Origin of the sequence: Caballeronia sp. GAFFF2 (genome assembly GCF_023631485.1) — a bacterium.
Taxonomy (GTDB): Bacteria; Pseudomonadota; Gammaproteobacteria; order Burkholderiales; family Burkholderiaceae; genus Caballeronia.
The window spans coordinates 505,559-526,123 of the sequence record NZ_JALQDA010000027.1 but is presented as its reverse complement, the minus strand read 5'-3'; the positions used below and the strand labels follow the sequence as shown (position 1 = coordinate 526,123).

Genomic DNA, 20,565 nt, shown 5'->3' with positions numbered 1-20,565 from the left:
CCGCAATGAACGATCACGCCATCCACACCACCGACGTCCTCATCGTCGGCGCAGGCCCCGTCGGGCTTTTCGCCGCCTTCGAAGCCGGCGTGCTCGGCCTTTCGTGCCGGATTGTCGACACGCTCGGGCGCATCGGCGGGCAATGCATCGAACTTTATCCCGACAAGCCGATCTACGACATTCCCGCCGTTCCCTCGTGCACCGCGCGCGAACTCGTGGATCGTCTGCTCGAACAGATTCGTCCGTTCGACGTGCCGATCCACCTCGATCAGCGCGTGATGTCGGTGGCGCAACGCGAGGATCATCGCTGGACTGTCGAGACCGAGCAGGGCATGCGTTTCGATGCCGCCGCCATTCTGATCGCCGCGGGCAATGGCGCGTTCGTGCCGCAGCGCCTGCAAGTGTCGCAAGCTGAAGCGCTCGAAGACAAAGGCGTGCACTACAGCGTCGCGCGTCTGGCAGATTTCGCGGACCGCGAGGTCATCGTCGCGGGCGGCGGCGATTCCGCGCTCGACTGGGCGCTGGCTTTGCGCGGCGTCGCGAAGAAGCTCACGCTGGTGCATCGGCGTAACGGATTTTCGGCGGCGGCGGCATCCGTGGCGGCAATGAAGCGCGCCGTGGAGGCGGGCGAGATGGCGTTCGTCGTCGGCATGATCGATTCGCTCGACGCGCCCGGCAACACCTTGCGCGGCGTGCGTATCAAGCACGTTGACGGCACCACCGATCTCGCCGCCGACAAGCTCGTCGCGCTGTATGGCCTCGTGGCGGATCTCGGGCCTATCGCCCAATGGAACCTGGATGTGCGCGGCGGACGCATCGAAGTCGATACCTCGTATTACGAGTCGTCGCGGCCGGGCATTTTCGCGGTCGGAGATATCGCCAACTATCCGAACAAGCAGAAGCTCATCTTGTCGGGCTTTCACGAGGCATCGCTCGCATTGCGCAAGGCTTACTCGTACGCTTACCCCGACAAGAAGCGCGTGCACGTTCATTCGAGTTACGACGCGAAGCTCGCACAGCGCGTGCAGTCAGGCGGCACGCACGCGGCGGAAGGGAGCTGACAGTTGCGCGTCGATCCGCTTCGACCAGGGCGCGCGTCTTGATCGGTCGATTCGTCGCGTGGCTGCTGCTGGTGGCGTGCGTCGCGGCGCTCGGCCTGGGCTATGCGGTCTATGCGCGCCGCATTAGCGTACCCGCGCAATACGATCCTTTCACGCCGCTCGATGTTCGCGCGCCACCCGACTTCTTCACCACGTTCCGACGTTGGCGCACGCTGCACGACGCCGACATGTGCCGGGCCGCGCTCGAACAATCTGGGCTCGACTATCGGCCGATGGCGGATTCATCGGCCCCCGGCGGCTGCGGACTCAAGGACGTGGTGCGCGTGACGCAATCCGCCGAAGTTCGCTACAGCTCGCCGTATCTCGCCACGTGTCCGCTCGCGCTCTCGATGGCGTTCTTCGAGCATCGATACCTGCAGAGCGCCGCCGTCGAACTCTTCGGCGAACGCGTGACGCGCATCGAGCATGTTGGCAGCTACGCGTGCCGCAACGTGAATCATCGGCAAGACGGCGCGCTGAGTCAGCATGCAAGCGCCAATGCCATCGACCTCACGGGTTACGTGCTCGCCGACGGCAAGCGCATCACGCTCGCGCGCTGGGACGATTCTGCATCGCCCGAAGCGAGCTTCCTGCGACGCGTCCACGAAGGCGCATGCCAGTCGTTCGACACGACCCTCGGCCCCGATTACAACGCGCTCCACAAGACACACTTTCACGTCGACATGGGCCCGTATCGCATCTGCCGCTGATGCGTTCACGTCACGCGTGCTGATGCGCCGGATTACGGCAGGTCGAATGATCGTGAGGACCATCGCTCCATGCCGAGCCGAGGATGATGCTGCAGAAGTTCAGCCGCTTGTAGTTCGGGTCCTTCAGCGCGAGCACGTCTGCTTTCACGTTGCCAAACGTCGTTTCGGGCTTTTTGATGGTGCCTTGCGCGAACGCATCGATGATGCCTTCCTTGAAATTCGCTTCCCGCGGATGTGCCGCCACCACGAGCCGGCGCTGATCCGCCGTGAATTCGTCGTAAGCAAGCCCGAGCACGTCCATCTCGACGCCTGCCGTCACGAGCGCGACGACCGGCTTCTTGTACTGCGGAATGCCCGGCGTCGTGTGCAGCGCGATGGCATCCCATACTTGTTCGATCTCGCCTTCGCCGATGCCGTAGCCGAGCAGGAAGTCGCGCGCCGCATTCGCGCCATCCACTTCGAAGCGGTCGTGCGCGCTGCTGTAGGCATCGACGAGTCCCATGTCATGGAACATCGCGCCGATATACAAGAGTTCCGCGTCATACTTCAGCTGCTTGCGTTCGCCCGCGAGCGCACCGAACAGGAACACGCGGCGCGAGTGGTGATAGAGCAAGTCGGGTTCCGTATCGCGCACGAGTTGCGTGGCTTCGCGCGCCATCTTGCTGTCGGGAATACGGATGCCAGCGATGATTTCGTTCATTTCAATTACTCCTTGAAGGTTGTTCAGCTGATGTGGCTCGGCGAGATGGGATCGCTTGCCGGAAAAGTTTCGGCCAGCGCTTCATCGAGCAGATACTCCTGCAAGTCGGCATGCGCGCTGCGTTCGATATCGACGCGGGTGTTTGCTGATGTGTCCATTGCACTCGCCTCCGTGGCGTGAGACATTGCGTTGCATTGCGTTTCGATGAGTATCAGTGTCGGCAAAACGCGCGGTCGCGACAATGAAAACGACGCGTCGAACTCTGCCAGTCGCACGCTGTCTTCTGCCATGTGTTTTCCACGAGCTAAAAACCGCCTTCGCCGATGCCCACCGTTGCCCTCGCGATCTTTCCCGGCGTGCAGGCGCTGGACGTAGCCGGCCCCGTCGATGTCTTCGCGGAAGCCAATATGTTCGTACCCGCCGCCGATGCCTACGCAATCACGCTCGTCGGCCCCGAAGCGCTTGCGGTGCGCGCATCGAACGGCACGCGGCTGTTGGCGGACGTCTCATGGCATGAAGCGCGCGGGCGCTACGACACGGCGCTCGTCGCGGGCGGTCCGGGTCTGCCTTTCGATGAACCCGATCCCGATCTCACCGCCTGGCTCGCCGATGTCGCCGCAAAATGCGAGCGTTACGGCTCGATCTGCACGGGCGCGTTTGCGCTGGGTCATGCCGGTCTGCTCGACGGGCGCGGAGTGACCACGCACTGGCAGAATGCGCCGCGTCTGGCCGAGCGCTTTCCACAGGCGCGCGTGGAGCTGGATCGCATCTATATGCGCGATGGGCGGCTCGTGACGTCGGCCGGAGTGACGGCGGGTATCGATGTGGCGCTCGCGCTCGTCGCGGAAGATCACGGGCCGCGCGTGGCGCTCGCAGTGGCGAAGCGCCTCGTCGTGTTCGCGCAGCGGCGCGGCGGACAGTCGCAGTTCAGCCCTTATCTGAGCGCGCCTGCCGACGAGACATCGCCGGTGGCGAAAGTGCAGGGTTACGTGATGGAGCACATCGGCGAAAGGCTCGCAGTGTCGCAACTCGCGAAGGTCGCGGGCATGAGCGAGCGCAATTTCGCGCGGGCCTTCGTGCAGCTCGCGCAGATGACGCCGCACGAGTTCGTCGAGCGCGCGCGGGTCGATGCTGCGCGCAACGCGCTCGAAAGCACGGATACGCCGCTCAAGACCGTGGCCTACGAATGCGGCTTCGGCACCGCGGACCGCATGCGCCTCGTGTTCATGCGGCGGCTCGGGGTATCGCCGAACGACTATCGGCTGAGCTTTAGGACACGCTTTTCAAAGTGATGGAACAGGCGTCGCCGTGCGTTCGTTAAAATTGGGATAACGAGGCGTGCCGCTGTTGCGGCTTTTCTTGCTGCGGGCACGCTGCATCGCAAACTAAATCGACAGACGGAAGATCGAATGACGACACAAGCGTCCCCCGTGCAGGACCCCTTCGAGCGGCGCGCATTGCTGCTGCATCTCGGCGATGTGCTGGAAACCGTGTTCTGCCTGAGTCAATGCGCCGATGACTATCCGAGCATCGCCGACGCGGTGCGTGGCAACGATGCGCTCGCGGACTTTACGCTGCTTGGCTTCGTCGCGGGCGACATGACGCCGCGCGAGTTTATCCGGCGCGCGTCGGGCGCGTTTTTCGTGTGGCCGAAGGCGCTGCTCGACGAGACGCTCAATCGGCCGATGCTCGCGAATACTGTGCGTCACGATCTATTCGAAGACAACGCGAAAGGCTGGGATGCGTACGTCCAGGAACGACGCCGCGAGGTGGCTTGGTTTGGCGAGGACTTGCCGGAGGCCGAGCAGAGCACAGCGTCATTGGACGCAGCCGAGTCCGGCGATTCAGCGAAGACGTCGCGGTATGCGACTTGGCCGTGGCCGGATAAGGCGAAGGATGCGTCATAGCGTGCCAAGCAATGGTCGATGGGGCGAGGACATTCGCAGCCTGTTCGTAACGCATCGAGGCGCGCGGGCCTATGGACACGTCCGCGTTCTGCGATCCTCCCAACCCCGCACGAAGCTCAGGGCTTCTTGCTCATACTGCCCGCGCCCGCATCCATTCCCAGGCCATTCGGCCGATCCGGCGCCGGTCCCTTTCCCGCCGAGGTCTTGCCCGGCGTCGTCTTGAGCGCATCGTTCGCCGATGCCGCCGCCGCGGCAGGTGGCGTCGAGCTGTGTTCCTGATAAGCCGGAGTACTGTCGTAGTGCAGCTTGTTTGGTTGCTGGGCGCTTGCCACGACTGCGATCGTGCCGCCGAGCAGTATCCCCGCCGTGCGGCTGAGTGCGCCGATTATCGGTTTCATGTATCGCCTCCCGTTGTTGTGCGCCTGATTGTAGCCAGCAAACAACGGACCCGCGAACATAGCTTGTTCTCGCGCAAAGTCCCCCGCAGGAGAGCAGACGACGGCGTCTTGCCTTGACGCGCATCAACGCCGGGCGGTGCTGCGCTCGGGACAATTCCTGTGCAGGACATCGATCCAGAACAGGGAAAACCAGCAATGAAAACAGTGAAAGCAGGCATTAGCGCCATCGTCATGGCATGCGCGGCATTGTGCGCGGGCATGGCACACGCGGCGGAAGATTCGTCGTCGAACGTTTCGATGAGCGGCATACATGCAGGCGATGTGCTCGTGCGGTTGCGCGCCATCAGCATCGAGCCGCAAGTAAGCGCAGGCGGCGCGCTCGGCACGCTCGACACCGACGTGAATAACTCCATCGTTCCCGAACTCGACTTCACCTACATGATTCGCGACGACATCGGCGTCGAGCTGATTCTCGCGACCTCGCGGCATCAGGTTACATCGAGCATAGGCGGGCTCGGCGGCGTGGGTGTTTTGCCGCCGACCTTGCTGTTGCAATACCACTTCAATCATGCGGGACGCGTGCGGCCCTATGTCGGCGCGGGTATCAACTACACGCTCTTCTACAACGACAAACTGAAAGCGGGCGACGCCGATGTCTCCATCAAGCACAGCAGCTTCGGCCCCGCGCTTCAGGCGGGCGTCGATGTGCAGGTCGCGAAGAATCTGTTCGTCAACGCGGACGTCAAGAAGATCTGGATGCGCACGAGCGCGTCGGCGGGCGGCGTCGATCTCGGCTCGCTCAAGATCGACCCGTGGGTGTTCGGCGTTGGCGTGGGCATGAAGTTCTGAGGGAGAAACAGGCGGCGACCGACCCGTTTTATCGAAAATTGGCGGATGAAGCCGGTGCTTCTGGCGTGGAACACTTTGCCGGCACGGTATTCTTGCAGCAGGCCCGGCGCAGACGCGCGCGGTCACCTGCCGCCTGAGGCCGGCGTGACCCCGTGCGCGCTGCAACGACTAATAACACCGCATCGGGGAAACGCAAGCCAATGAGACCTTCCACTTACGCGGGATTCGCTTTGCTCGTCAGTTGTGGCGCGGCCTTCGCGCAACAACCGCTCGCCTTGCCCGGCCGCAGTCAGAGCACGGGGCAGCAGAGCGTCGACAACGCGGCCTGCTACGCCTATGCCAATCAGACGACCAAGGTCGTGATGGCGCGCGAGCCGCAGACCGCACCCAAGAACAACGCCATCGAGACGCGCACGCTCGGGGCTCCGCGCCCGGTCGAGCCGCCGTTGCCGCCGGTTGCATCGGGCGCGCTGGCCGCGTCGGCGGCGCCGGCATCGGGCGCATCCGCGACGATGGCGGGCCGGCCCGCAGGCGCTTCGGCGACGGTTGCCGCGGGCGCATCGGCGCCGATGAGTGCATCCGGAGCCGCGGTCGCTGCAGGTGCTTCGGGCGCATCGGGCGCCGTGGCGGCTTCGGGCGCATCGGATGCAAATTACGCCGAGATGAAAATGCCGCCGATGCCGCCGCCCGAGCCGCCAATGGTGCGCTACTGGCGCGCGTACGGCGAGTGCATGCAAAATCGCGGTTACTACGTTCGCTGAAGCCAAGGGCCGCCGATGAGCGCATTCGATCGAGTGCGCTCGTTGCATCGGCTAATGCAGGGCGCTTGTCGCGCTCGTGGCTATACGGCTGAAGCAGACGGTGAAAGAGTATTCAACTCTTGCGGACGCGGCCAGACAACACGGCCCAGGCAGTCTGCATCGTGCGACCTACGCTCATAACGAACGCGCCCGAGGGCCAAGCGATTAGAAGCTCCTTGCAGCGCGAAACGGAGACTTCAGATGAACGCCATGACGTCCCTTCACGAAGGCCAATGCGCGTGCGGCGCGGTGCGCCTTGCGGTCTTCGCGCGGCCGCTGCAAGTCAATCTCTGCCACTGCATGACATGCCGCCGCATTCACGGTGCGCCGTTCGGCGTCTATGCCATCTTCGAGCGCGACGCCGTGCAGATCACGGGCGATACCGTCGCGTGGCAAAGCTCGGAGACCGGGCATCGGCATCATTGCCTGACATGCGGCTCGCCTATCTATCTCGCCTTCGACGGCGTGCCGGAAATCGAAGTGCCAACCGGCATCTTCGACGAAACCGGCCTCTTTCCGCCCACTTACGAAATCTGGTGCAAAAACGCCGAGCCGTGGCACGACGCGCAGGGCAGGCCGCGCTTCGCACGCGGCCGGCAGAACTAGTTCATCAGCACTCGACGATTGCCTTCACCACGCCCGCCTTCGGGTCGAGTAGCGACGAGAAGCGCTCGGGCACGTCGGCGAGCGTGAGCCGGTGGGTGTTGAGCGCATCGGTCGGCACTTCGCCGCGACGCATGGCATCGAGCACGGTCTCGAAGTCCTCGGGCGTTGCGTTGCGGCTCGCGAGCAAGGTTGCTTCGCGCTTGTGAAACTCGGGATCGGCGAACGAGATGCGGTCCGGCACGATGGACACCAGCACGTACTTGCCGCCATGCGCGATGAATTCGAAGCCGCGTTCCATTGCGCGCGAGTTGCCCGTGGCATCGAAGACGACATCGAAGAATTCGCCGTTGGTGAGGCTCGACAACTCTTCCTTGTCGCGCTCGCCGATTTGCACGGTCGCGTCCGCCTTCAACTCGCGGCGGCAGAAGTTCAGGCGATCTTCACGCGTGTCGAGCGCGGTCACGTTTGCGCCGCGCAGACGCGCAAAGGTGATCGCCGCCATGCCGATCGGCCCCGTGCCGACGACCAGCACGCGTTGTCCCGGTTGCACATCCGCGCGGCGCACCGCATGCGCGCCGATCGCGAGGAATTCCACCATCGCGGCCTGATCGAGCGTGACGCCTTCGGCCTTGTGGACGAATTGCGCGGGGAGGTTCAGATACTCCGTGAACGCGCCGTCGCGATGCACGCCGAGCACCTGAATGTTCACGCAGCAATTGGTTTTGCCCTGGCGGCATGCAATGCACTTGCCGCACGACAGATAGGGCATGACGTAGACGGTGTCGCCCGCCTTGAGTCCGCTCGATGCATCCGCCTCTTCGATCACGCCGGAGAGTTCATGCCCCATCACGCGCGGATACGACAAGAACGGCTGATTGCCGGTGAAGATATGCAAGTCGGTCCCGCACACGCCGACGCGCTTCACGCGCAGCAGCACTTCGTTGTCGCCGCGCGCGGGCTTCTCGCGCTGTTCGGCCTTGAGAGTTCCGGGGGTTTCGCAGATGACGGTCAGCATGGCGTGTCTCTTTATGTGGTTTGTGTGGGGGCGACAGCGCATTAATTTAGCGATACGCGGCGATCTGGTCAAGCCAATTTGATATTCGATAAAGTGGTAAGGCCGGATTGTGCGTCAGCGCGGCGGCGCGTTTCGCCTTATATTCTGAGCATCTCAATAAGGTTTCAGGACGGCACGTGCTTGCACTTCAGGATTTTGTCGAGCGGCATCCGCGGCTATTCGTGCTGTCGGGCGCGGGTATCAGCACCGAGTCGGGTATTCCCTGTTATCGCGATCGCGAGGGCCAGCGCACGGGCCGTCAGCCGATTCTGCTGAAAGAGTTTCTAGGCAACGACTACGCGCGCCGCCGTTACTGGGCGCGGAGCCTGATTGGCTGGCCGGTGGTGGCGGATGCGCAACCGAACGCGGCGCATCACGCCGTGCGGGCGCTGGCGGCGCGTTCGCGGGTGCATCGGCTGGTGACGCAGAATGTCGATGGCTTGCATACGCGTGCTGGAAATCCCGATGTCATCGAGCTGCACGGCAATCTCGGCCGCGTGCGCTGCATGGCTTGCGGCGCGGCGCTTACGCGCGTGGCGGTGCAGCGGATGCTGGAAGAAGCGAACCCGGATTTTACGAATTACACGGCGCCGTCGGTGCCGGATGGCGATGCGCAAATCGAGAATATCGACTTCGCTTCGTTCAATGTGCCGGGCTGCACGCGTTGTGGTGGCGTGCTCAAGCCGGACGTGGTGTTTTTCGGCGAGAGCGTGCCGCGCGCGCTGGTGCAGGACGCGGCAAGCTCGCTCGAAGCCGCCGACGCGATGCTCGTGCTCGGGTCATCGTTGATGGTGTATTCGGGCTATCGATTCTGCGAATGGGCGGCGAAGAGCGGCAAGCCGATTGCGGCGATCAATATCGGCAAGACGCGCGCGGATGCATTGCTTGCGTTGAAGGTCGAGGCGCCTTGTTCGGAGACGCTCGAGGCGTTGATCGAGGGGTTGGATGGGGGGTGAGTGGAGACGCTCGATGCGTTGAACGAGCGTCCCCACGTATCCACTCAGCCCGCTTCACCCGCCATCGAATCAATCCCCTCCAGCAACCTCTCCGCTTGCTCCATCCGCGTAAAAATCCCCGGCGTCACACGCACGACATCGCTTGCATCTAGAATCGGCCGCGCGACCGTGAACACGCCAAACCTGTCCTTCAACGTCTTCACGATGACATCGCTCGCCAGTCCTTCTATGCGAAACGCAGTGATACCCGCCGTCATCGATGCATCCGCTGGCGTCATGATCCGCACGCCCGGCAGCGCGCGCGCCGGTTCGGCCCAGGCGTCGCGCAAGGCCCGCAGACGCGCTTCCTTCGAGCGCGCGCCAATGCGCTGATGCAACTCCAGCGCCGCCGGCAACGTGAGCCAAGCCGCGAAGTTCGGCGAACCCGTGTGCACGCGCGAACGGATATCGTCGGCGGGCCAGGTCGTATCGCCGAGATAGGGACTAATTGAATCGAGACGCTCTTTCTTGATGTAGATCGCCCCGCAACCGAGCGGCGCCCCGATCCACTTGTGCAGATTCAACGCGACAAACGGCGCGTCGAGCGTCGGCACGTCGAAGTCGAGCATGCCCCAGGAATGCGCGGCATCGACGATCACGTCTGCGCCCGCGGCTTTCGCGAGCGCCGCGATCTCGCGAACCGGCGGCACCAGCCCCGTCGCAAAACAGACATGCGACAGCAGCACGAGCTTCGTGCGCGGATGCGCTTTCAACGCCGACGTGTAAGCGTCGAGTACGGCCTCGCGCGTGGCAGGCTCGGGCATCGTCATGCGCACTGGCTGGACGCCGCGCCGTTCGCGCAGCCATTCCATCGCATCGCGTCCGCACGGGTAGTCGAGGTTGCTGTAGAGCACGGTATCGCCCGGTTCGAGGCCGTTATAGCCGCTGATGAGCGCAAGCAGCGCCTCCGTCGCGTTGCGCGTGAGCTCGATTTCATCGGCGGAACAGCCCATGGCGCCAGCAAGACGCTGACGCAGGCCGTCGTGGATCGTCATCCAGTGCGGACGCACGAGCAGCGTGGTTTCGTGGTTCAGGCGATCGATCCAGTAATGGAACATCGACTTCACCGGCTCGGCCATGGCGCCCCAGTAGCCGTTTTCCAGATTGATCAGGTCGTCGGACTGTCTATACAGCCCGCGCACTGCGTTCCACCAGTCTTCGGCATGAGCGATGTTCGTGGCAGGCGCGACGGGTAACGCGGCCAGGGCGGCGTTGAATTCAGGCGTGCGGAAGTCGAGATGTTCGGTCATCGGTCTTTTGATCGCGTGAGGAGCATCAAGTATCGCCGATGAAGTATCGATTGGACAAAGTTACCGCCGTTGCGACGAAGGTATGGACAAAATGCCGACTAATCGTATTTCCGCCCCTTCAGACTTCGCAACCGCCCGCCGTAATAGTTCCTAGAGCGCCAAGCCCCGGATGAGGGCAAACGTTCGCTTGTACGCCGCGTAAGGCGCACGAGTCGAACATACGACGCCGAAACAGTTCCACGAACTGACTGAGAGAACCTTCTAATGAACCTTAGAAACATCACGATCAAGAACAAACTGGTCGCCGGCTTCGGCATTCTTGCCGTCCTCGTGGTGCTCGTCGCAGGCATGTCGCTGCGCTCGCTTTCCCAGGCGACCGACGGCTTCGCGAACTACGTCAACGGCATCAACGCGCGCGCCGATGTGGCCAGTCAGTTGCGCACCGCGGTCGATCGCCGCGCCATTGCCGCACGCAATCTCGTGCTCGTCAGCAAGCCCGCCGATCTCGAACTGGAAAAAGCCCAGGTCACGCGCGCTCACGAAGACGTGCAGGCGCGCCTGAAACAACTCAAGGACATGATCGCCTCGGCGAGCGACACGAGCGAGAAGGCCCGTGGCCTCGTCGCCGAAATGGCGCGCGTGGAAGGCTTGTACGGCCCGGTGGCGACGGATATCGTCGGCCTCGCGCTCGCCGGCAAGCACGACCAGGCGATCTCCAAGATGGACGACGAATGCCGTCCGCTGCTCGCCCAACTGGTCAAGGCCACCGACGACTACGCGAGCTACACGGCCACGCGTCGCGAAGAGATCGTGCGTGATTTCGAAGCTCAGTACGAATTGCAGCGCAACGTGCTGATCGCGCTGTGCTCGTTCGCCACGCTGTTCGCGGTGGCCGCGGGCTTTGCGATCACGCGTTCGATCACCCGGCCTATCGAGGACGCAGTCGAGATCGCGCAAACCGTGGCGCGTGGCGACTTGCGCAGCACGATCATCGCCGATTCGAAAGACGAGACTGGCGACTTGCTGCGTGCGCTTGCCGAGATGAACGAACGCCTGACCGAAACCGTGAGCCGTGTGCGCGACAGCAGCGGCGCGGTGGGCGGCGCCGCCAAGGAGCTGGCCACAGGCAACACGGACCTGAGCCAGCGCACCGAAGAGCAGGCGGCGTCGTTGCAGGAAACGGCGGCGAGCATGGAGCAATTGACGTCCACGGTGCGCCAGAATGCCGACAACGCGCATCAGGCGAGTTCGCTCGCGTCGAATGCCTCGAATGTCGCGCGAAAGGGCAGCGATGTGGTCGGTCGCGTGGTCGACACCATGCACGGCATCAGCAACAGCTCGTCGAAGATCGCGGAGATCACGGGCATCATCGAAGGCATCGCTTTCCAGACCAACATTCTGGCGCTCAACGCGGCCGTTGAAGCGGCGCGCGCGGGTGAACAGGGACGCGGCTTTGCGGTCGTGGCAAGCGAAGTGCGCAGCCTCGCGCAGCGCTCGTCGTCGGCGGCGAAGGAGATCAAGGAACTGATCGCCGATTCCGTCGAAAAGGTGAAGGACGGTTCGGCACTCGCGAGCGAAGCCGGTACGACCATGACCGAAGTAACGCAGGCCGTGGCTCAGGTGACCGACATCATGTCGGAGATCGCGGCGGCATCGGCGGAGCAGGGACGCGGCATCGAGCAGGTGAATCAGGCGATCACGCAGATGGACGAGGTCACGCAACAGAACGCGGCGCTCGTCGAGGAAGCCGCGGCCGCATCGCAGGCGCTGGAAGAGCAGGGCCGTCGCCTGAACGAAGTCATGGCGTTCTTCGTGGTCGAAGGCGGTGGTGTTGCGCCCCGGTCGTACGCGCCTGCCGTGCCCGTGGCGCGTACTGCCGCGCGCGTTGCCGCACCCGCGCGTACGCGGCGTGCCGCGCCCGTGGCGACCGCTGCGGCGACGCATGGCGATGAGTGGAGTTCGTTCTGACCGATCGCGCGCATTAGCGCGGTGAAGCTGCGTCGGACCGATGCCGTGCGTAGCGGCGTCGAACGAACGCCGCCACGGCTTTGAAGCGTGCTTACTTCGATACGACGAACTCGCAAGCGACCTGCAGCGGCGCAAACCTCACGCCGCTGCCTGCCAAGCATCAATGATGTTCGAACTCCGCACGCGGCTTCGGCGTTGCCTTGACCTTGGTGTACTGGAATTCGGGCAGGGCCTTGATCGCGTCCTTCGTCGCGCCGGGCAGCACGAGCTTGCCGCCCTGGAAATCGAGTTGTTCGACCGGAATGGCGACGTCGTGATGCGAGACGCCGAGGAATTGGTTTGCCGCGATGATCGCGAACGAAACCGAACGGTCTGGCGCCACGATGATGTCGTGGATCACGCCGACCTTCGCGCCCTGTTCATTGAAGACGGGCTTGTTGAGAATCGACTTCCTGACGCTCCAGCCGTCGATGATGGCGGTCGATACCTCGACCGATACGCCGAGCGTCTGTGCGCCCGCAACTTGCGCGTAGGACGCGGTGGAAGTCAGGCCAATGGCCGATGCGGCGAAGAGCAGTGCCACGAGTTTCGAGTTCATCTTCCAATCCTCAAAAGATTTGGCAAATCAGTTCTTGGGAATTGCGCGAATCTAGCGCGGTAGAAGTGTGAACGTTTATTGCGAATTTTGCAGGGAACGTGCTCATACGCACGGCGTGCACCCGCTTGGGGCGCACGCCGTGACGCGGAAATCGAAGAAAATTCAGTGTGAAATGCGTTTCAGCGCTTCCGCTTTGTGCACGGCATGCTTGCCGCTCTTGTCGCTTTCCACCTCGTAGTGCGGATCGGACTTCGATGCATTGACCGTATGGCCATCGACTGTCGTGCGTTCGTGGATCACTTTCACGACATGGCCCGTGGTCTCGCCCTGCGGCGTATTCCAGCTAACGTGATCGTGCAGCTTGAGGGATTGAGTCATCGCGTCTCTCCATCGTTAAAGTGCCAACGAAAGCGCAACGGCCATGCCCACGCACGGCTACTTCAAGCGGGCGAGCGTCCCTTCATCCTCGTGGCCATCGAAAAAGCGTTGCAGCGCGTCGTTAAAGATCGCGGGATCGGGCGCGGTGCGCGCGAAGAGCGTCATCGACGAATGAAACTTCATGTCGTCCGGATACCCAAAAATTTGCTCGACGCTCGAATTCTTCACGCCATTGACGATGCCAGTCAATTCGACGAGCCGCGCGCCGAGCACAGGATGCGCGATATACGCTTCGGCTTCCGCGCGGGACTGGATAGCGTAATGCCGCGCCATGTGGCTATGGCCGAGACCTGCGATTTGCGGGAACACGAACCACATCCAGTGCGTGCGCTTGCGGCCGGCGGACAACTCGGCGCGCACGTCGTCGATGACGGCTTCTTGTGCATCGACGAAGCGTTGAAGATCGAAGGTATCGCTCATGGCATGTCCTGGCTCTCTAGTCACGCGACGGCATCCGCGATGCGCTTTCGCAGCGCCGCATCCGGATAATCGCCAATGCCCGCGCGCACGTTGTCGATCATGTACTCGCGCCGTCCGGTGCCCGGAATCACGCAAGTGACGGCAGGGTTTCCCAACACGAATTTGAGCAGAAGCTGTGCCCAACTCGTGCAGCCCAAATCGGCCGCGAACGCGGGCAGCGGTTTTGCGCGAAGCGAGGCGAGCAGCGAGCCACCGCCGAACGGCTGATTGACGAGCACAGCGACGCCGCGCTCGGCGGCAAGCGGCAGCAGCCGTTCCTCGGCGTCGCGGTCGTTGGCCGCGTAGTTAATTTGCACGAAGTCCACACGCTCGGATCGCAGCACCGCTTCGACCTGCCCGAACGCGCTCGACGTGTAATGCGTAACGCCGATATAGCGCACGCGGCCGGCCGCTTTCCAGTCGCGCAGCGTGGCGAGTTGCGTGCGCCAGTCGAGCAGATTGTGGATCTGCATGAGGTCGATGCGCGGCGTTTTGAAAAGGCGCATCGACTGTTCCATTTGCGCGATGCCCGCCTCGCGTCCATCGGTCCACACCTTGGTGGCGATGAACGCCTTGTCGCGTGCGTGCAATTCGGCGAGCAGGTCGCCCGCGACGGCTTCGGACGAGCCATACATGGGCGATGAATCGATCACCGAGCCGCCCGCCGCGAACAGCACGCGCAGCACTTCGGCGAGTTCGCGACGGCGGGCGGCGTCGTCGCCGACGTCGAATGTGCGCCACGTGCCGCAGCCGATTACAGGCAGCGCTTCGTTGCTCGATGGAATCGGGCGCTTGTGCATGGGCGTCGACTGCGAGGGCGCGATCTGCGCGATGAGCGGGTTTGTCGCTCCGGCGAGCGCCGCCGTGGCCGCGACACGCAGGAACCGTCGGCGATCCGGTGAACGGCCGTTCATGGCAGAGAAGAACCATGACGCCGTGCATGGTTCGAGTTAGGCAAAGGCATCATCGATCAGGCTCCTGGCGAAGACATGCAAGAACAGATGCAATGTCTGGTGCAACCCGCGTCTCGCAGCAGGATAACCCGATACCGAAACGAACGATGCCGGCGCTACTTCTTCCTGGGCTCGTCGAGACAGACTCGGAAACGGTTACCATAACCGGCGCGTTTGTTTCACGTACGTGCTCGCCTGATCGATACGCTTGCGTCTATGCTCGGAAGTCGTACCCGACAACGAAAGCTCGATCTGACATTTTTTTGCAGCTAAGGCGAACCGTGCAATTAGCATGTGCGCCCGAGCGCCGGCATTCGCGGCTTCGCTCTTCGCACCTTGCAAAACAAAAATGATTCTCCCAGACGCCCAGAACTTACGGCTCAACATAGACAGCGTGCGCGCCTTGCGCGTGGCCGGGCGCGCCGCCGAAGCGCAGGCCATGATCACTCGACTCGCCGCCTTGCCCGATCCGGGCATATGGATCGGACAACTCGGCATCGACTTGAACTATCTCGGCATGCGCGAGCTTGCGGAACGTTGTCTCAGGATAGCGCTTACGCACGACATGTCTCCCTTAGTGCGCTACCAGCTCACCGAAGAACTCGCGATGGTGCTTTACTCGAGCGGCAAGTATCACGAAGCGCATGCACTGCATCGCATCAACCGCGATGTCGGACGCGGCGAGTCGCTTCTCCACGTGCTCTTTAGCAGTGACATGCCGTGGATCGACTTGGCGCGTCCCAAGCTGCTCGGCATAGACGAACCCGTTGCCGGCAAGTCGATCTTGATCTCCATCGAAGGCGGCTTCGGCGATTTCGTGCTCTATTCGCGCTACGTCGATGCCTTGCTGCGGGAAGGCGCACGCGAGTTGGTCATCGAAGTCTTCGACGAGTGGCGCGATGTCGTCCGCCCGCGCGAAGGCGTGCGTCTTGTCATCCCGACGGCCGAGCAACGTGCGCACGAGATGCAGCATTGCGACCGCATTACGTACGTGTTCAATCTCTTCGCGCGCTATCAGCATTCGCCATATTTTCCGATGGAGAATCCCGGCGGCATGATCGCATGCAATCCCAATCGCGGCTTGCCACACGAAGCGCTTGCATCGATGCAACGCGAACCGAAGCGGATGAAGGTCGGTATCGGCTGGCGCAGCGCCAGCAACGTGCGCCATGAGCCGTACCGGTCGATGCAACTCCAACAACTGGCCGCGTTGTTCGCCAATCCCGATTGCCGCTTCTACTCGCTTCAGGTCGGCGCGCTGACCGATGACGAACGTGCGTTGATGCAGGCACACGATGTCATCGACATGGCGCCGTATCTCGCGGCTTTCGGCGATACGGCATACGTGCTCGACGAACTCGATTTGTTCATCACCATCGACTCGGGGCCCGCGCATCTTGCAGGCGCGTTGAATCGTCCCGTATGGGTGCTGCTTGCAAACGCGTGCGATTGCCGCTGGTATGACTGTCAGCGCTTCACGCCCTGGTATCCGTCTATGCGGCTTTATCGTCAGACGCAACTCGGCGACTGGTCGCATCCGCTCGACGAATTGCAGGCCGATCTGGCGCAACTCGCTGCACGCTGACGCCGCTCGACCCCGGCGCGCTTCATGTACGATTGACGCAGCTCCCACATGCGCCCGCGACATGACTCGTCTATCGATCCGTTTGGTTCTCGTCCTGGCTCTCGTCTTGGCGCTCGCGCTGACTGGCATTGCTCATGCAGCATCCGGCGACGACGATCCATCGACCGTTATCAGCGACAGCCACGAGTTCGTCGTGGCGGAAGACGGCTCGGTGACGGAGGACGATACCACCGTGTTGCGCGCGAACACGTCGGCCGGCATCGACGAAATTGCGCAGCGTTACGTCTGGTACGACCGCAGCGTGTCGAACGTGGAAATCGTCGAAGCCTATTCCGTCGATGTCAACGGCGCGCGTCACGATGTTTCGCCGGAGCAGATCCGTGACATCCAGGAGCCGCGTTCGGCAGGCGCGCCCACGTTTCAGGACGCCAAGCTGCGCGCGGTGATTTTTCCGGCGGTGGGCATCGGCTCGACGGTGCATCTGCGGTTTCGCAAGAGCCAGGCGAGTCCTGTCATCGCGGGGCAGTTCAACTATTACGTCGATCCGGGTTCGCGGCCGGTGCTTGCACAGCGGCTCATCTTCGATCTGCCCGCGACCAAGCCGCTCTTCGCCGATGCGCGCGGCTATGAAGCCGAGCCGCCCGTCACCGCGAATGGCCGCACGCGCTATGCGTTCGATTACCGTCGCGAACACATTGCGCGCATCGAAACCGGCTCGGTCGCTTACGCGCAATACGGCGACCGTCTGATGGTGTCGACGTTTCCCGATTACGCGAGCTTCGCCGCGAGCTATCGCGAACCTTCCGTGGACCCGAGCACGAAAGATCCCGCCGTGATCGCGTTCGCGCAATCGCTCACACGCAACGACGCCGACGCGCGCGCCAAAGCAAAGACGCTCTACGACTGGGTACGTCGCAATATCCGCTATGTCGCGATGTTCATCGGTCAAAGTCCCGCCGTGCCGCATCGCGTGACGGAGGTACTTGCGAATCGTTATGGCGATTGCAAGGACCACGTCGCGCTGTTCGGCGCGTTGCTCGATGCCGTGGGCATTCGCAACGAGCCCGCGCTGATCGGCCTGGGCGCGGTGTATTCGCTGCCTTCGGTGCCAGGCTACGGCGCGGGCGCGATCAATCACGTCATCACATGGATGCCCGATCTGAATCTATATGCGGATAGCACGGCGGCGAGCGTCGAGTTCGGCTATCTGCCACTCGCGGACATGGATCGCCCGACCGTGCTCGTGAATGCCGGCAAGCTTTCGCAGACGCCATCCACGCAGCCCTTGTCGCGCGCCGCGCGATTGCAGATCGACGTGGCGCCCGGAGGCGTCGCCAACTTTGCGTATTGGGTCGAGGATGCAGGATGGAGTGCCGAGATCGAGCGTATGAATCTGCGTTCGGCGAATGCGGAGCGGCGCGAGCAGATCGCAACGGATCGTCTGCGTTATACGAATCTGCGTGGCGCGGGCGCGCTCACGACCAGCGATGTCGATGCCACGAGCGGCCCCTTCGCCACGACCGTGAACGGCACGCTCGACGACGTGGTCTGGCCCACTGGCACGACCGCGTTGCCCGCGTTGACGAGTCTCTCGGGCGGCATCGCGACGCAGGCGCGCAACTGGCTTGCGGAGCGCGTGCGTACGCAACCTTATCTGTGCATAGGCGGCGTGTTCGACGAGGTAGCGCAGATCGTGCTTGCTCGTACGATGCACGTGGTCGAAGTGCCCGACAACCTCGACCTCGATAGCGGCTTCTTCCGCTTTTCATCGCGCTATCTGTTCGATGCCGCGACCAACACGATTCAAATCTCGCGCACTTTCACCGCGAATTTCGGCAAGCAGGTCTGCACGCCCGAGGACTTTCAGGCGGCGCAGCCGGTGCTTAAGAAGATCGAGCGCGATACGCAAGGGCCGATCATCGTGAAGGCGGCGTTGCGATAGTGTGCCTTCACTGCGCGTCACGCGCCACACGAAAACCGTTCTGCGATTGCCTCACGCTCGAGCTGTATTTGAATCGCGTGGCCGATTGCATATAGCTCGCGCCTTCGCGCCACGAGCCGCCGCGAATCACGCGCACTGAACATGATGGATCGTCCCACGCGTGGCCATCGGCCGGTGCGCCTTTGTAGTTGCCGTGCCAGCAGTCGGCGACCCATTCCCAGACGCTGCCGTTCATGTCGTGGAGACCATACGGATTCGCGGCAAATGAGCCTACGGGCGTCGGCGCTTCGGGACGATAAGGCTCGCCGCAATCCTTGCAGTCGGCGTTGCCTTTCTTCATTTGATCGCCCCACCAGTAAGTGCTCTGCGTGCCGCCGCGCGCCGCATATTCCCATTCGGCCTCGGTCGGCAGGCGATATGCCTTGCCGCCCACCTTGCTCAACCATTTGACGTAGACCTGCGCGTCGTCCCAACTGACGTTGCGCATCGGCGCATTGGCGGGCGGCGCGTTGCCGGCGTCGCCATCGGGTGAGATACGTGTGCAGGCGCCGGCATCGACGCATGCATTCCATTGTTCGATCGTCACTTCGTATTTGCCGATGAGATACGGCTGCGCAATGGCCACGCGATGCGGCGGCTTTTCTGCGGGATCGTCGTTGTTGCTGCCCATGGTGAAGCTGCCAGCCGAGAGCGGGACCAGCGCGGGACAAGACGGGCAGTCTTTTACTTCGGCCCCAGCGGAAGTCTTCGCTGCGGGTTTGGATGCAACTGCGACAGTGGCGGTCGTGGTTGCCGGCGCAGGCGTGGGCGGGGGCGCGGTTTGACGCGGCTTTTCAACGACGACAGGCGGCGCGGGCTTGGGCGTCGGCGCCGGAGTAGGCGAAGCTGGCAACTGCGGCGATGCCGCAGGCTTCGCACTTGCGGCGGCCGCACGCAAGCGATCGATACGCGCCTTGGCAAGCGTGGCGAATCGTCCGTTCGGATACGCCTTCAAATAGGCTTCGTAATCGCTTGGGTACGTGCTGTCCTTGATCGATTCCCAGAAGGTCAGTTCGTATTGCTCGCTGCTGTCCTTGGGAAGAATGCCGCGCGTACGGGTACCCGTGGCGGATTGCGTCGCATCGATGGCGTCCGTGGAAGCTAACGACATCGGTGCGAGTGTGAATGCGGCATCGAGTGTCGATGCGATCCCCGGCCGTTGGCTATCGTGCGTCAACTGCGCGACATTTGCGGCGGCTATTTCGAATACCCGGGATGTGGTGCGTGCTTCGCCGGACATCGCTCGTAACAGCGCGGCGGTGTAAAGGCCGTTGCGTTCCGTCTCGGCGGCTTCGGTCGCAAAAGTAGTTGCGTACGCAACCAGTGTGTTCGCGGGCAACGACATGCTCTCGGTGGGCGCGGCACCGAAGGGATCGTTCAGACACATGTCGAGCACGACGATGTTCGCGGCGTCCGGACGGCGCTGCACCATGCGCGCCACGACATCCTTCACCGGAATACCTTTCTCGACCAGCGTGACGGGCGCATCGGCGCGGGCATCGAGCGGGGCGAGCAGGGCATCGCCGCCTGCCTGCAGACCGTGGCCCGCAAAGTAGACGAGCGCGGTATCGTGTGGACCGAGTTGCGTGACGAACGTGTCGAGCGCGTCGCGCATGGCGGTTTCGTTGAGATCGATACGGCGCGTCACGTTGAATCCGAGCGACGTGAGCGCAACGCTCATATCGTATGCGTCGTGCTCCGCGGCCGGCAGCGGGGCGTCGCCGTAGTGCGTATTGCCGATAACGAGCGCCATGCGATTCGCATGAGTGTCGGCGGCCGCGACCGAAGGTCTCTCAAGCGGTGGATCGGAAGGCGCTGCGAACGCGCCGCCCATTGTCACGAACATGCCTGCGATGAAGAGAGTCCGCCACATATTCACACCCTTTCGGTCCGGCTTGATTAGGGGCGCGCCGTTCGCGCGTCTGTCGTTGTCGCCTGGATGCTCATGCAAAGTCGGCGCATGCGAGGACCATGCATTTGCCGTCGCGCTCGTGCATCTGCAGCACAAACAAGATAGCACGCGGTCAGTCGGCACTTAAATCCCCATTAAGCAGGTATGCGTGATGAGGAGTGCGCTTCCGGTCTCTCGTAAGTATCTTTTTTAAACGTTACGTTCTAATCTAAAAACCTGACGACGGCTTGATCGCTCCACGCACGAGCGTACGACAGTATCTTCAGCGCTCGCACATTCGTCAGTCCTTCATGTGACTGTTC

At 62.8% G+C, this 20,565-nt stretch carries 21 protein-coding genes; 11 read left to right on the top strand and 10 right to left on the bottom strand.

All coding sequences use genetic code 11. The features are described 5' to 3' along the window. The first annotated feature begins 5 nt into the window (after positions 1-5). Both NCT04_RS18795 and NCT04_RS18790 read left to right on the top strand, forming a co-directional pair. Positions 6-1,061 carry an NAD(P)/FAD-dependent oxidoreductase gene (locus tag NCT04_RS18795; protein WP_250467145.1) on the top strand — a complete coding sequence of 352 codons (1,056 nt, stop codon included), beginning with the start codon at positions 6-8 and terminating at the stop codon, positions 1,059-1,061. 38 nt (positions 1,062-1,099) lie between these two features. Then, positions 1,100-1,810 (top strand): extensin-like domain-containing protein, encoded by a 711-nt coding sequence (locus NCT04_RS18790; RefSeq protein ID WP_250467142.1) that lies wholly within the window; start codon positions 1,100-1,102, stop codon positions 1,808-1,810. 10 nt (positions 1,811-1,820) lie between these two features. Here the strand turns inward: NCT04_RS18790 and NCT04_RS18785 are convergent, their stop codons facing one another. Continuing rightward, positions 1,821-2,510, bottom strand: a complete 690-nt coding sequence (locus tag NCT04_RS18785) for an HD domain-containing protein (protein WP_250467140.1) — start codon at positions 2,508-2,510, stop codon at positions 1,821-1,823. A gap of 23 nt (positions 2,511-2,533) precedes the next feature. Continuing rightward, positions 2,534-2,668, bottom strand: coding sequence for a hypothetical protein (locus NCT04_RS34445; RefSeq protein WP_255784629.1), 135 nt, complete (start codon positions 2,666-2,668; stop codon positions 2,534-2,536). 165 nt (positions 2,669-2,833) lie between these two features. Between NCT04_RS34445 and NCT04_RS18780 the strand changes: the two genes are divergently transcribed. Next, the gene (locus NCT04_RS18780; protein WP_244829603.1) at positions 2,834-3,802 is read left to right on the top strand and encodes a GlxA family transcriptional regulator; all 969 of its coding nucleotides are present in this window, start codon (positions 2,834-2,836) and stop codon (positions 3,800-3,802) included. A gap of 117 nt (positions 3,803-3,919) precedes the next feature. Beyond that, positions 3,920-4,417: a hypothetical protein gene (locus NCT04_RS18775; RefSeq protein ID WP_250467138.1), complete on the top strand. Its 498-nt coding sequence runs from the start codon at positions 3,920-3,922 to the stop codon at positions 4,415-4,417. 116 nt (positions 4,418-4,533) lie between these two features. Here the strand turns inward: NCT04_RS18775 and NCT04_RS18770 are convergent, their stop codons facing one another. Continuing rightward, positions 4,534-4,815, bottom strand: coding sequence for a hypothetical protein (locus NCT04_RS18770; protein WP_250467136.1), 282 nt, complete (start codon positions 4,813-4,815; stop codon positions 4,534-4,536). A gap of 231 nt (positions 4,816-5,046) precedes the next feature. Between NCT04_RS18770 and NCT04_RS18765 the strand changes: the two genes are divergently transcribed. The 3 genes from NCT04_RS18765 (at position 5,047) to NCT04_RS18755 (ending at position 7,070) form a co-directional block, all read left to right on the top strand. Then, positions 5,047-5,664: an OmpW/AlkL family protein gene (locus NCT04_RS18765; RefSeq protein WP_250467456.1), complete on the top strand. Its 618-nt coding sequence runs from the start codon at positions 5,047-5,049 to the stop codon at positions 5,662-5,664. Between the two features lie 200 nt (positions 5,665-5,864). After that, entirely contained in the window at positions 5,865-6,425 is a 561-nt protein-coding gene (locus NCT04_RS18760) for a hypothetical protein (protein WP_250467134.1), read from the top strand. A gap of 240 nt (positions 6,426-6,665) precedes the next feature. Next, complete coding sequence (locus NCT04_RS18755; protein WP_250467132.1) at positions 6,666-7,070, top strand: GFA family protein; 405 nt, start codon at positions 6,666-6,668, stop codon at positions 7,068-7,070. Positions 7,071-7,074: 4 nt separating this feature from the next. On the opposite strand, the gene NCT04_RS18750 is transcribed toward NCT04_RS18755, so the two are convergent. Then, positions 7,075-8,085 carry a zinc-binding alcohol dehydrogenase family protein gene (locus NCT04_RS18750; protein WP_250467130.1) on the bottom strand — a complete coding sequence of 337 codons (1,011 nt, stop codon included), beginning with the start codon at positions 8,083-8,085 and terminating at the stop codon, positions 7,075-7,077. 107 nt (positions 8,086-8,192) lie between these two features. Between NCT04_RS18750 and NCT04_RS18745 the strand changes: the two genes are divergently transcribed. Then, positions 8,193-9,080, top strand: coding sequence for an NAD-dependent protein deacetylase (locus NCT04_RS18745; RefSeq protein ID WP_284503870.1), 888 nt, complete (start codon positions 8,193-8,195; stop codon positions 9,078-9,080). Between the two features lie 44 nt (positions 9,081-9,124). Here NCT04_RS18745 and NCT04_RS18740 read toward each other — a convergent pair whose 3' ends face one another. Continuing rightward, positions 9,125-10,369, bottom strand: a complete 1,245-nt coding sequence (locus NCT04_RS18740; RefSeq protein WP_250467128.1) for an aminotransferase class V-fold PLP-dependent enzyme — start codon at positions 10,367-10,369, stop codon at positions 9,125-9,127. Between the two features lie 264 nt (positions 10,370-10,633). Between NCT04_RS18740 and NCT04_RS18735 the strand changes: the two genes are divergently transcribed. Further along, positions 10,634-12,337 (top strand): methyl-accepting chemotaxis protein, encoded by a 1,704-nt coding sequence (locus NCT04_RS18735; protein WP_250467126.1) that lies wholly within the window; start codon positions 10,634-10,636, stop codon positions 12,335-12,337. Between the two features lie 160 nt (positions 12,338-12,497). Here NCT04_RS18735 and NCT04_RS18730 read toward each other — a convergent pair whose 3' ends face one another. The 4 genes from NCT04_RS18730 to NCT04_RS18715 form a co-directional block, all read right to left on the bottom strand. Beyond that, a complete protein-coding gene (locus NCT04_RS18730) occupies positions 12,498-12,935 on the bottom strand; it encodes a PRC-barrel domain-containing protein (RefSeq protein ID WP_244829612.1) in 438 nt (145 codons plus the stop codon). Positions 12,936-13,097: 162 nt separating this feature from the next. Beyond that, complete coding sequence (locus NCT04_RS18725; RefSeq protein WP_244829613.1) at positions 13,098-13,313, bottom strand: hypervirulence associated TUDOR domain-containing protein; 216 nt, start codon at positions 13,311-13,313, stop codon at positions 13,098-13,100. A gap of 57 nt (positions 13,314-13,370) precedes the next feature. Beyond that, entirely contained in the window at positions 13,371-13,793 is a 423-nt protein-coding gene (locus NCT04_RS18720; RefSeq protein ID WP_250467124.1) for a DUF1810 domain-containing protein, read from the bottom strand. Positions 13,794-13,813: 20 nt separating this feature from the next. Beyond that, positions 13,814-14,746: an aldo/keto reductase gene (locus NCT04_RS18715; RefSeq protein ID WP_250467122.1), complete on the bottom strand. Its 933-nt coding sequence runs from the start codon at positions 14,744-14,746 to the stop codon at positions 13,814-13,816. A 388-nt stretch (positions 14,747-15,134) separates the two neighbouring features. Here NCT04_RS18715 and NCT04_RS18710 point away from each other — a divergent pair, with 388 nt between their 5' ends. Then, entirely contained in the window at positions 15,135-16,370 is a 1,236-nt protein-coding gene (locus NCT04_RS18710) for a glycosyltransferase family 9 protein (RefSeq protein WP_250467120.1), read from the top strand. 61 nt (positions 16,371-16,431) lie between these two features. After that, a complete protein-coding gene (locus NCT04_RS18705; protein WP_250467119.1) occupies positions 16,432-18,312 on the top strand; it encodes a DUF3857 domain-containing transglutaminase family protein in 1,881 nt (626 codons plus the stop codon). A 7-nt stretch (positions 18,313-18,319) separates the two neighbouring features. On the opposite strand, the gene NCT04_RS18700 is transcribed toward NCT04_RS18705, so the two are convergent. Then, positions 18,320-20,224: an SUMF1/EgtB/PvdO family nonheme iron enzyme gene (locus NCT04_RS18700; protein ID WP_250467117.1), complete on the bottom strand. Its 1,905-nt coding sequence runs from the start codon at positions 20,222-20,224 to the stop codon at positions 18,320-18,322. Between the last annotated feature and the right edge of the window lie 341 nt (positions 20,225-20,565).

Coding starts and splice junctions, on each gene's coding strand:
- NCT04_RS18700 (WP_250467117.1), bottom strand. CDS start 20,224: ATGTGGCGGACTCTCTTCATCGCAGGCATGTTCGTGACAATGGGCGGC.
- NCT04_RS18715 (WP_250467122.1), bottom strand. CDS start 14,746: ATGAACGGCCGTTCACCGGATCGCCGACGGTTCCTGCGTGTCGCGGCC.
- NCT04_RS18760 (WP_250467134.1), top strand. CDS start 5,865: ATGAGACCTTCCACTTACGCGGGATTCGCTTTGCTCGTCAGTTGTGGC.
- NCT04_RS18725 (WP_244829613.1), bottom strand. CDS start 13,313: ATGACTCAATCCCTCAAGCTGCACGATCACGTTAGCTGGAATACGCCG.
- NCT04_RS18750 (WP_250467130.1), bottom strand. CDS start 8,085: ATGCTGACCGTCATCTGCGAAACCCCCGGAACTCTCAAGGCCGAACAG.
- NCT04_RS18710 (WP_250467120.1), top strand. CDS start 15,135: ATGATTCTCCCAGACGCCCAGAACTTACGGCTCAACATAGACAGCGTG.
- NCT04_RS18740 (WP_250467128.1), bottom strand. CDS start 10,369: ATGACCGAACATCTCGACTTCCGCACGCCTGAATTCAACGCCGCCCTG.
- NCT04_RS18765 (WP_250467456.1), top strand. CDS start 5,047: ATGGCATGCGCGGCATTGTGCGCGGGCATGGCACACGCGGCGGAAGAT.
- NCT04_RS18780 (WP_244829603.1), top strand. CDS start 2,834: ATGCCCACCGTTGCCCTCGCGATCTTTCCCGGCGTGCAGGCGCTGGAC.
- NCT04_RS18755 (WP_250467132.1), top strand. CDS start 6,666: ATGAACGCCATGACGTCCCTTCACGAAGGCCAATGCGCGTGCGGCGCG.
- NCT04_RS18735 (WP_250467126.1), top strand. CDS start 10,634: ATGAACCTTAGAAACATCACGATCAAGAACAAACTGGTCGCCGGCTTC.
- NCT04_RS18705 (WP_250467119.1), top strand. CDS start 16,432: ATGACTCGTCTATCGATCCGTTTGGTTCTCGTCCTGGCTCTCGTCTTG.
- NCT04_RS18775 (WP_250467138.1), top strand. CDS start 3,920: ATGACGACACAAGCGTCCCCCGTGCAGGACCCCTTCGAGCGGCGCGCA.
- NCT04_RS18785 (WP_250467140.1), bottom strand. CDS start 2,510: ATGAACGAAATCATCGCTGGCATCCGTATTCCCGACAGCAAGATGGCG.
- NCT04_RS34445 (WP_255784629.1), bottom strand. CDS start 2,668: ATGGACACATCAGCAAACACCCGCGTCGATATCGAACGCAGCGCGCAT.
- NCT04_RS18720 (WP_250467124.1), bottom strand. CDS start 13,793: ATGAGCGATACCTTCGATCTTCAACGCTTCGTCGATGCACAAGAAGCC.
- NCT04_RS18795 (WP_250467145.1), top strand. CDS start 6: ATGAACGATCACGCCATCCACACCACCGACGTCCTCATCGTCGGCGCA.
- NCT04_RS18770 (WP_250467136.1), bottom strand. CDS start 4,815: ATGAAACCGATAATCGGCGCACTCAGCCGCACGGCGGGGATACTGCTC.
- NCT04_RS18730 (WP_244829612.1), bottom strand. CDS start 12,935: ATGAACTCGAAACTCGTGGCACTGCTCTTCGCCGCATCGGCCATTGGC.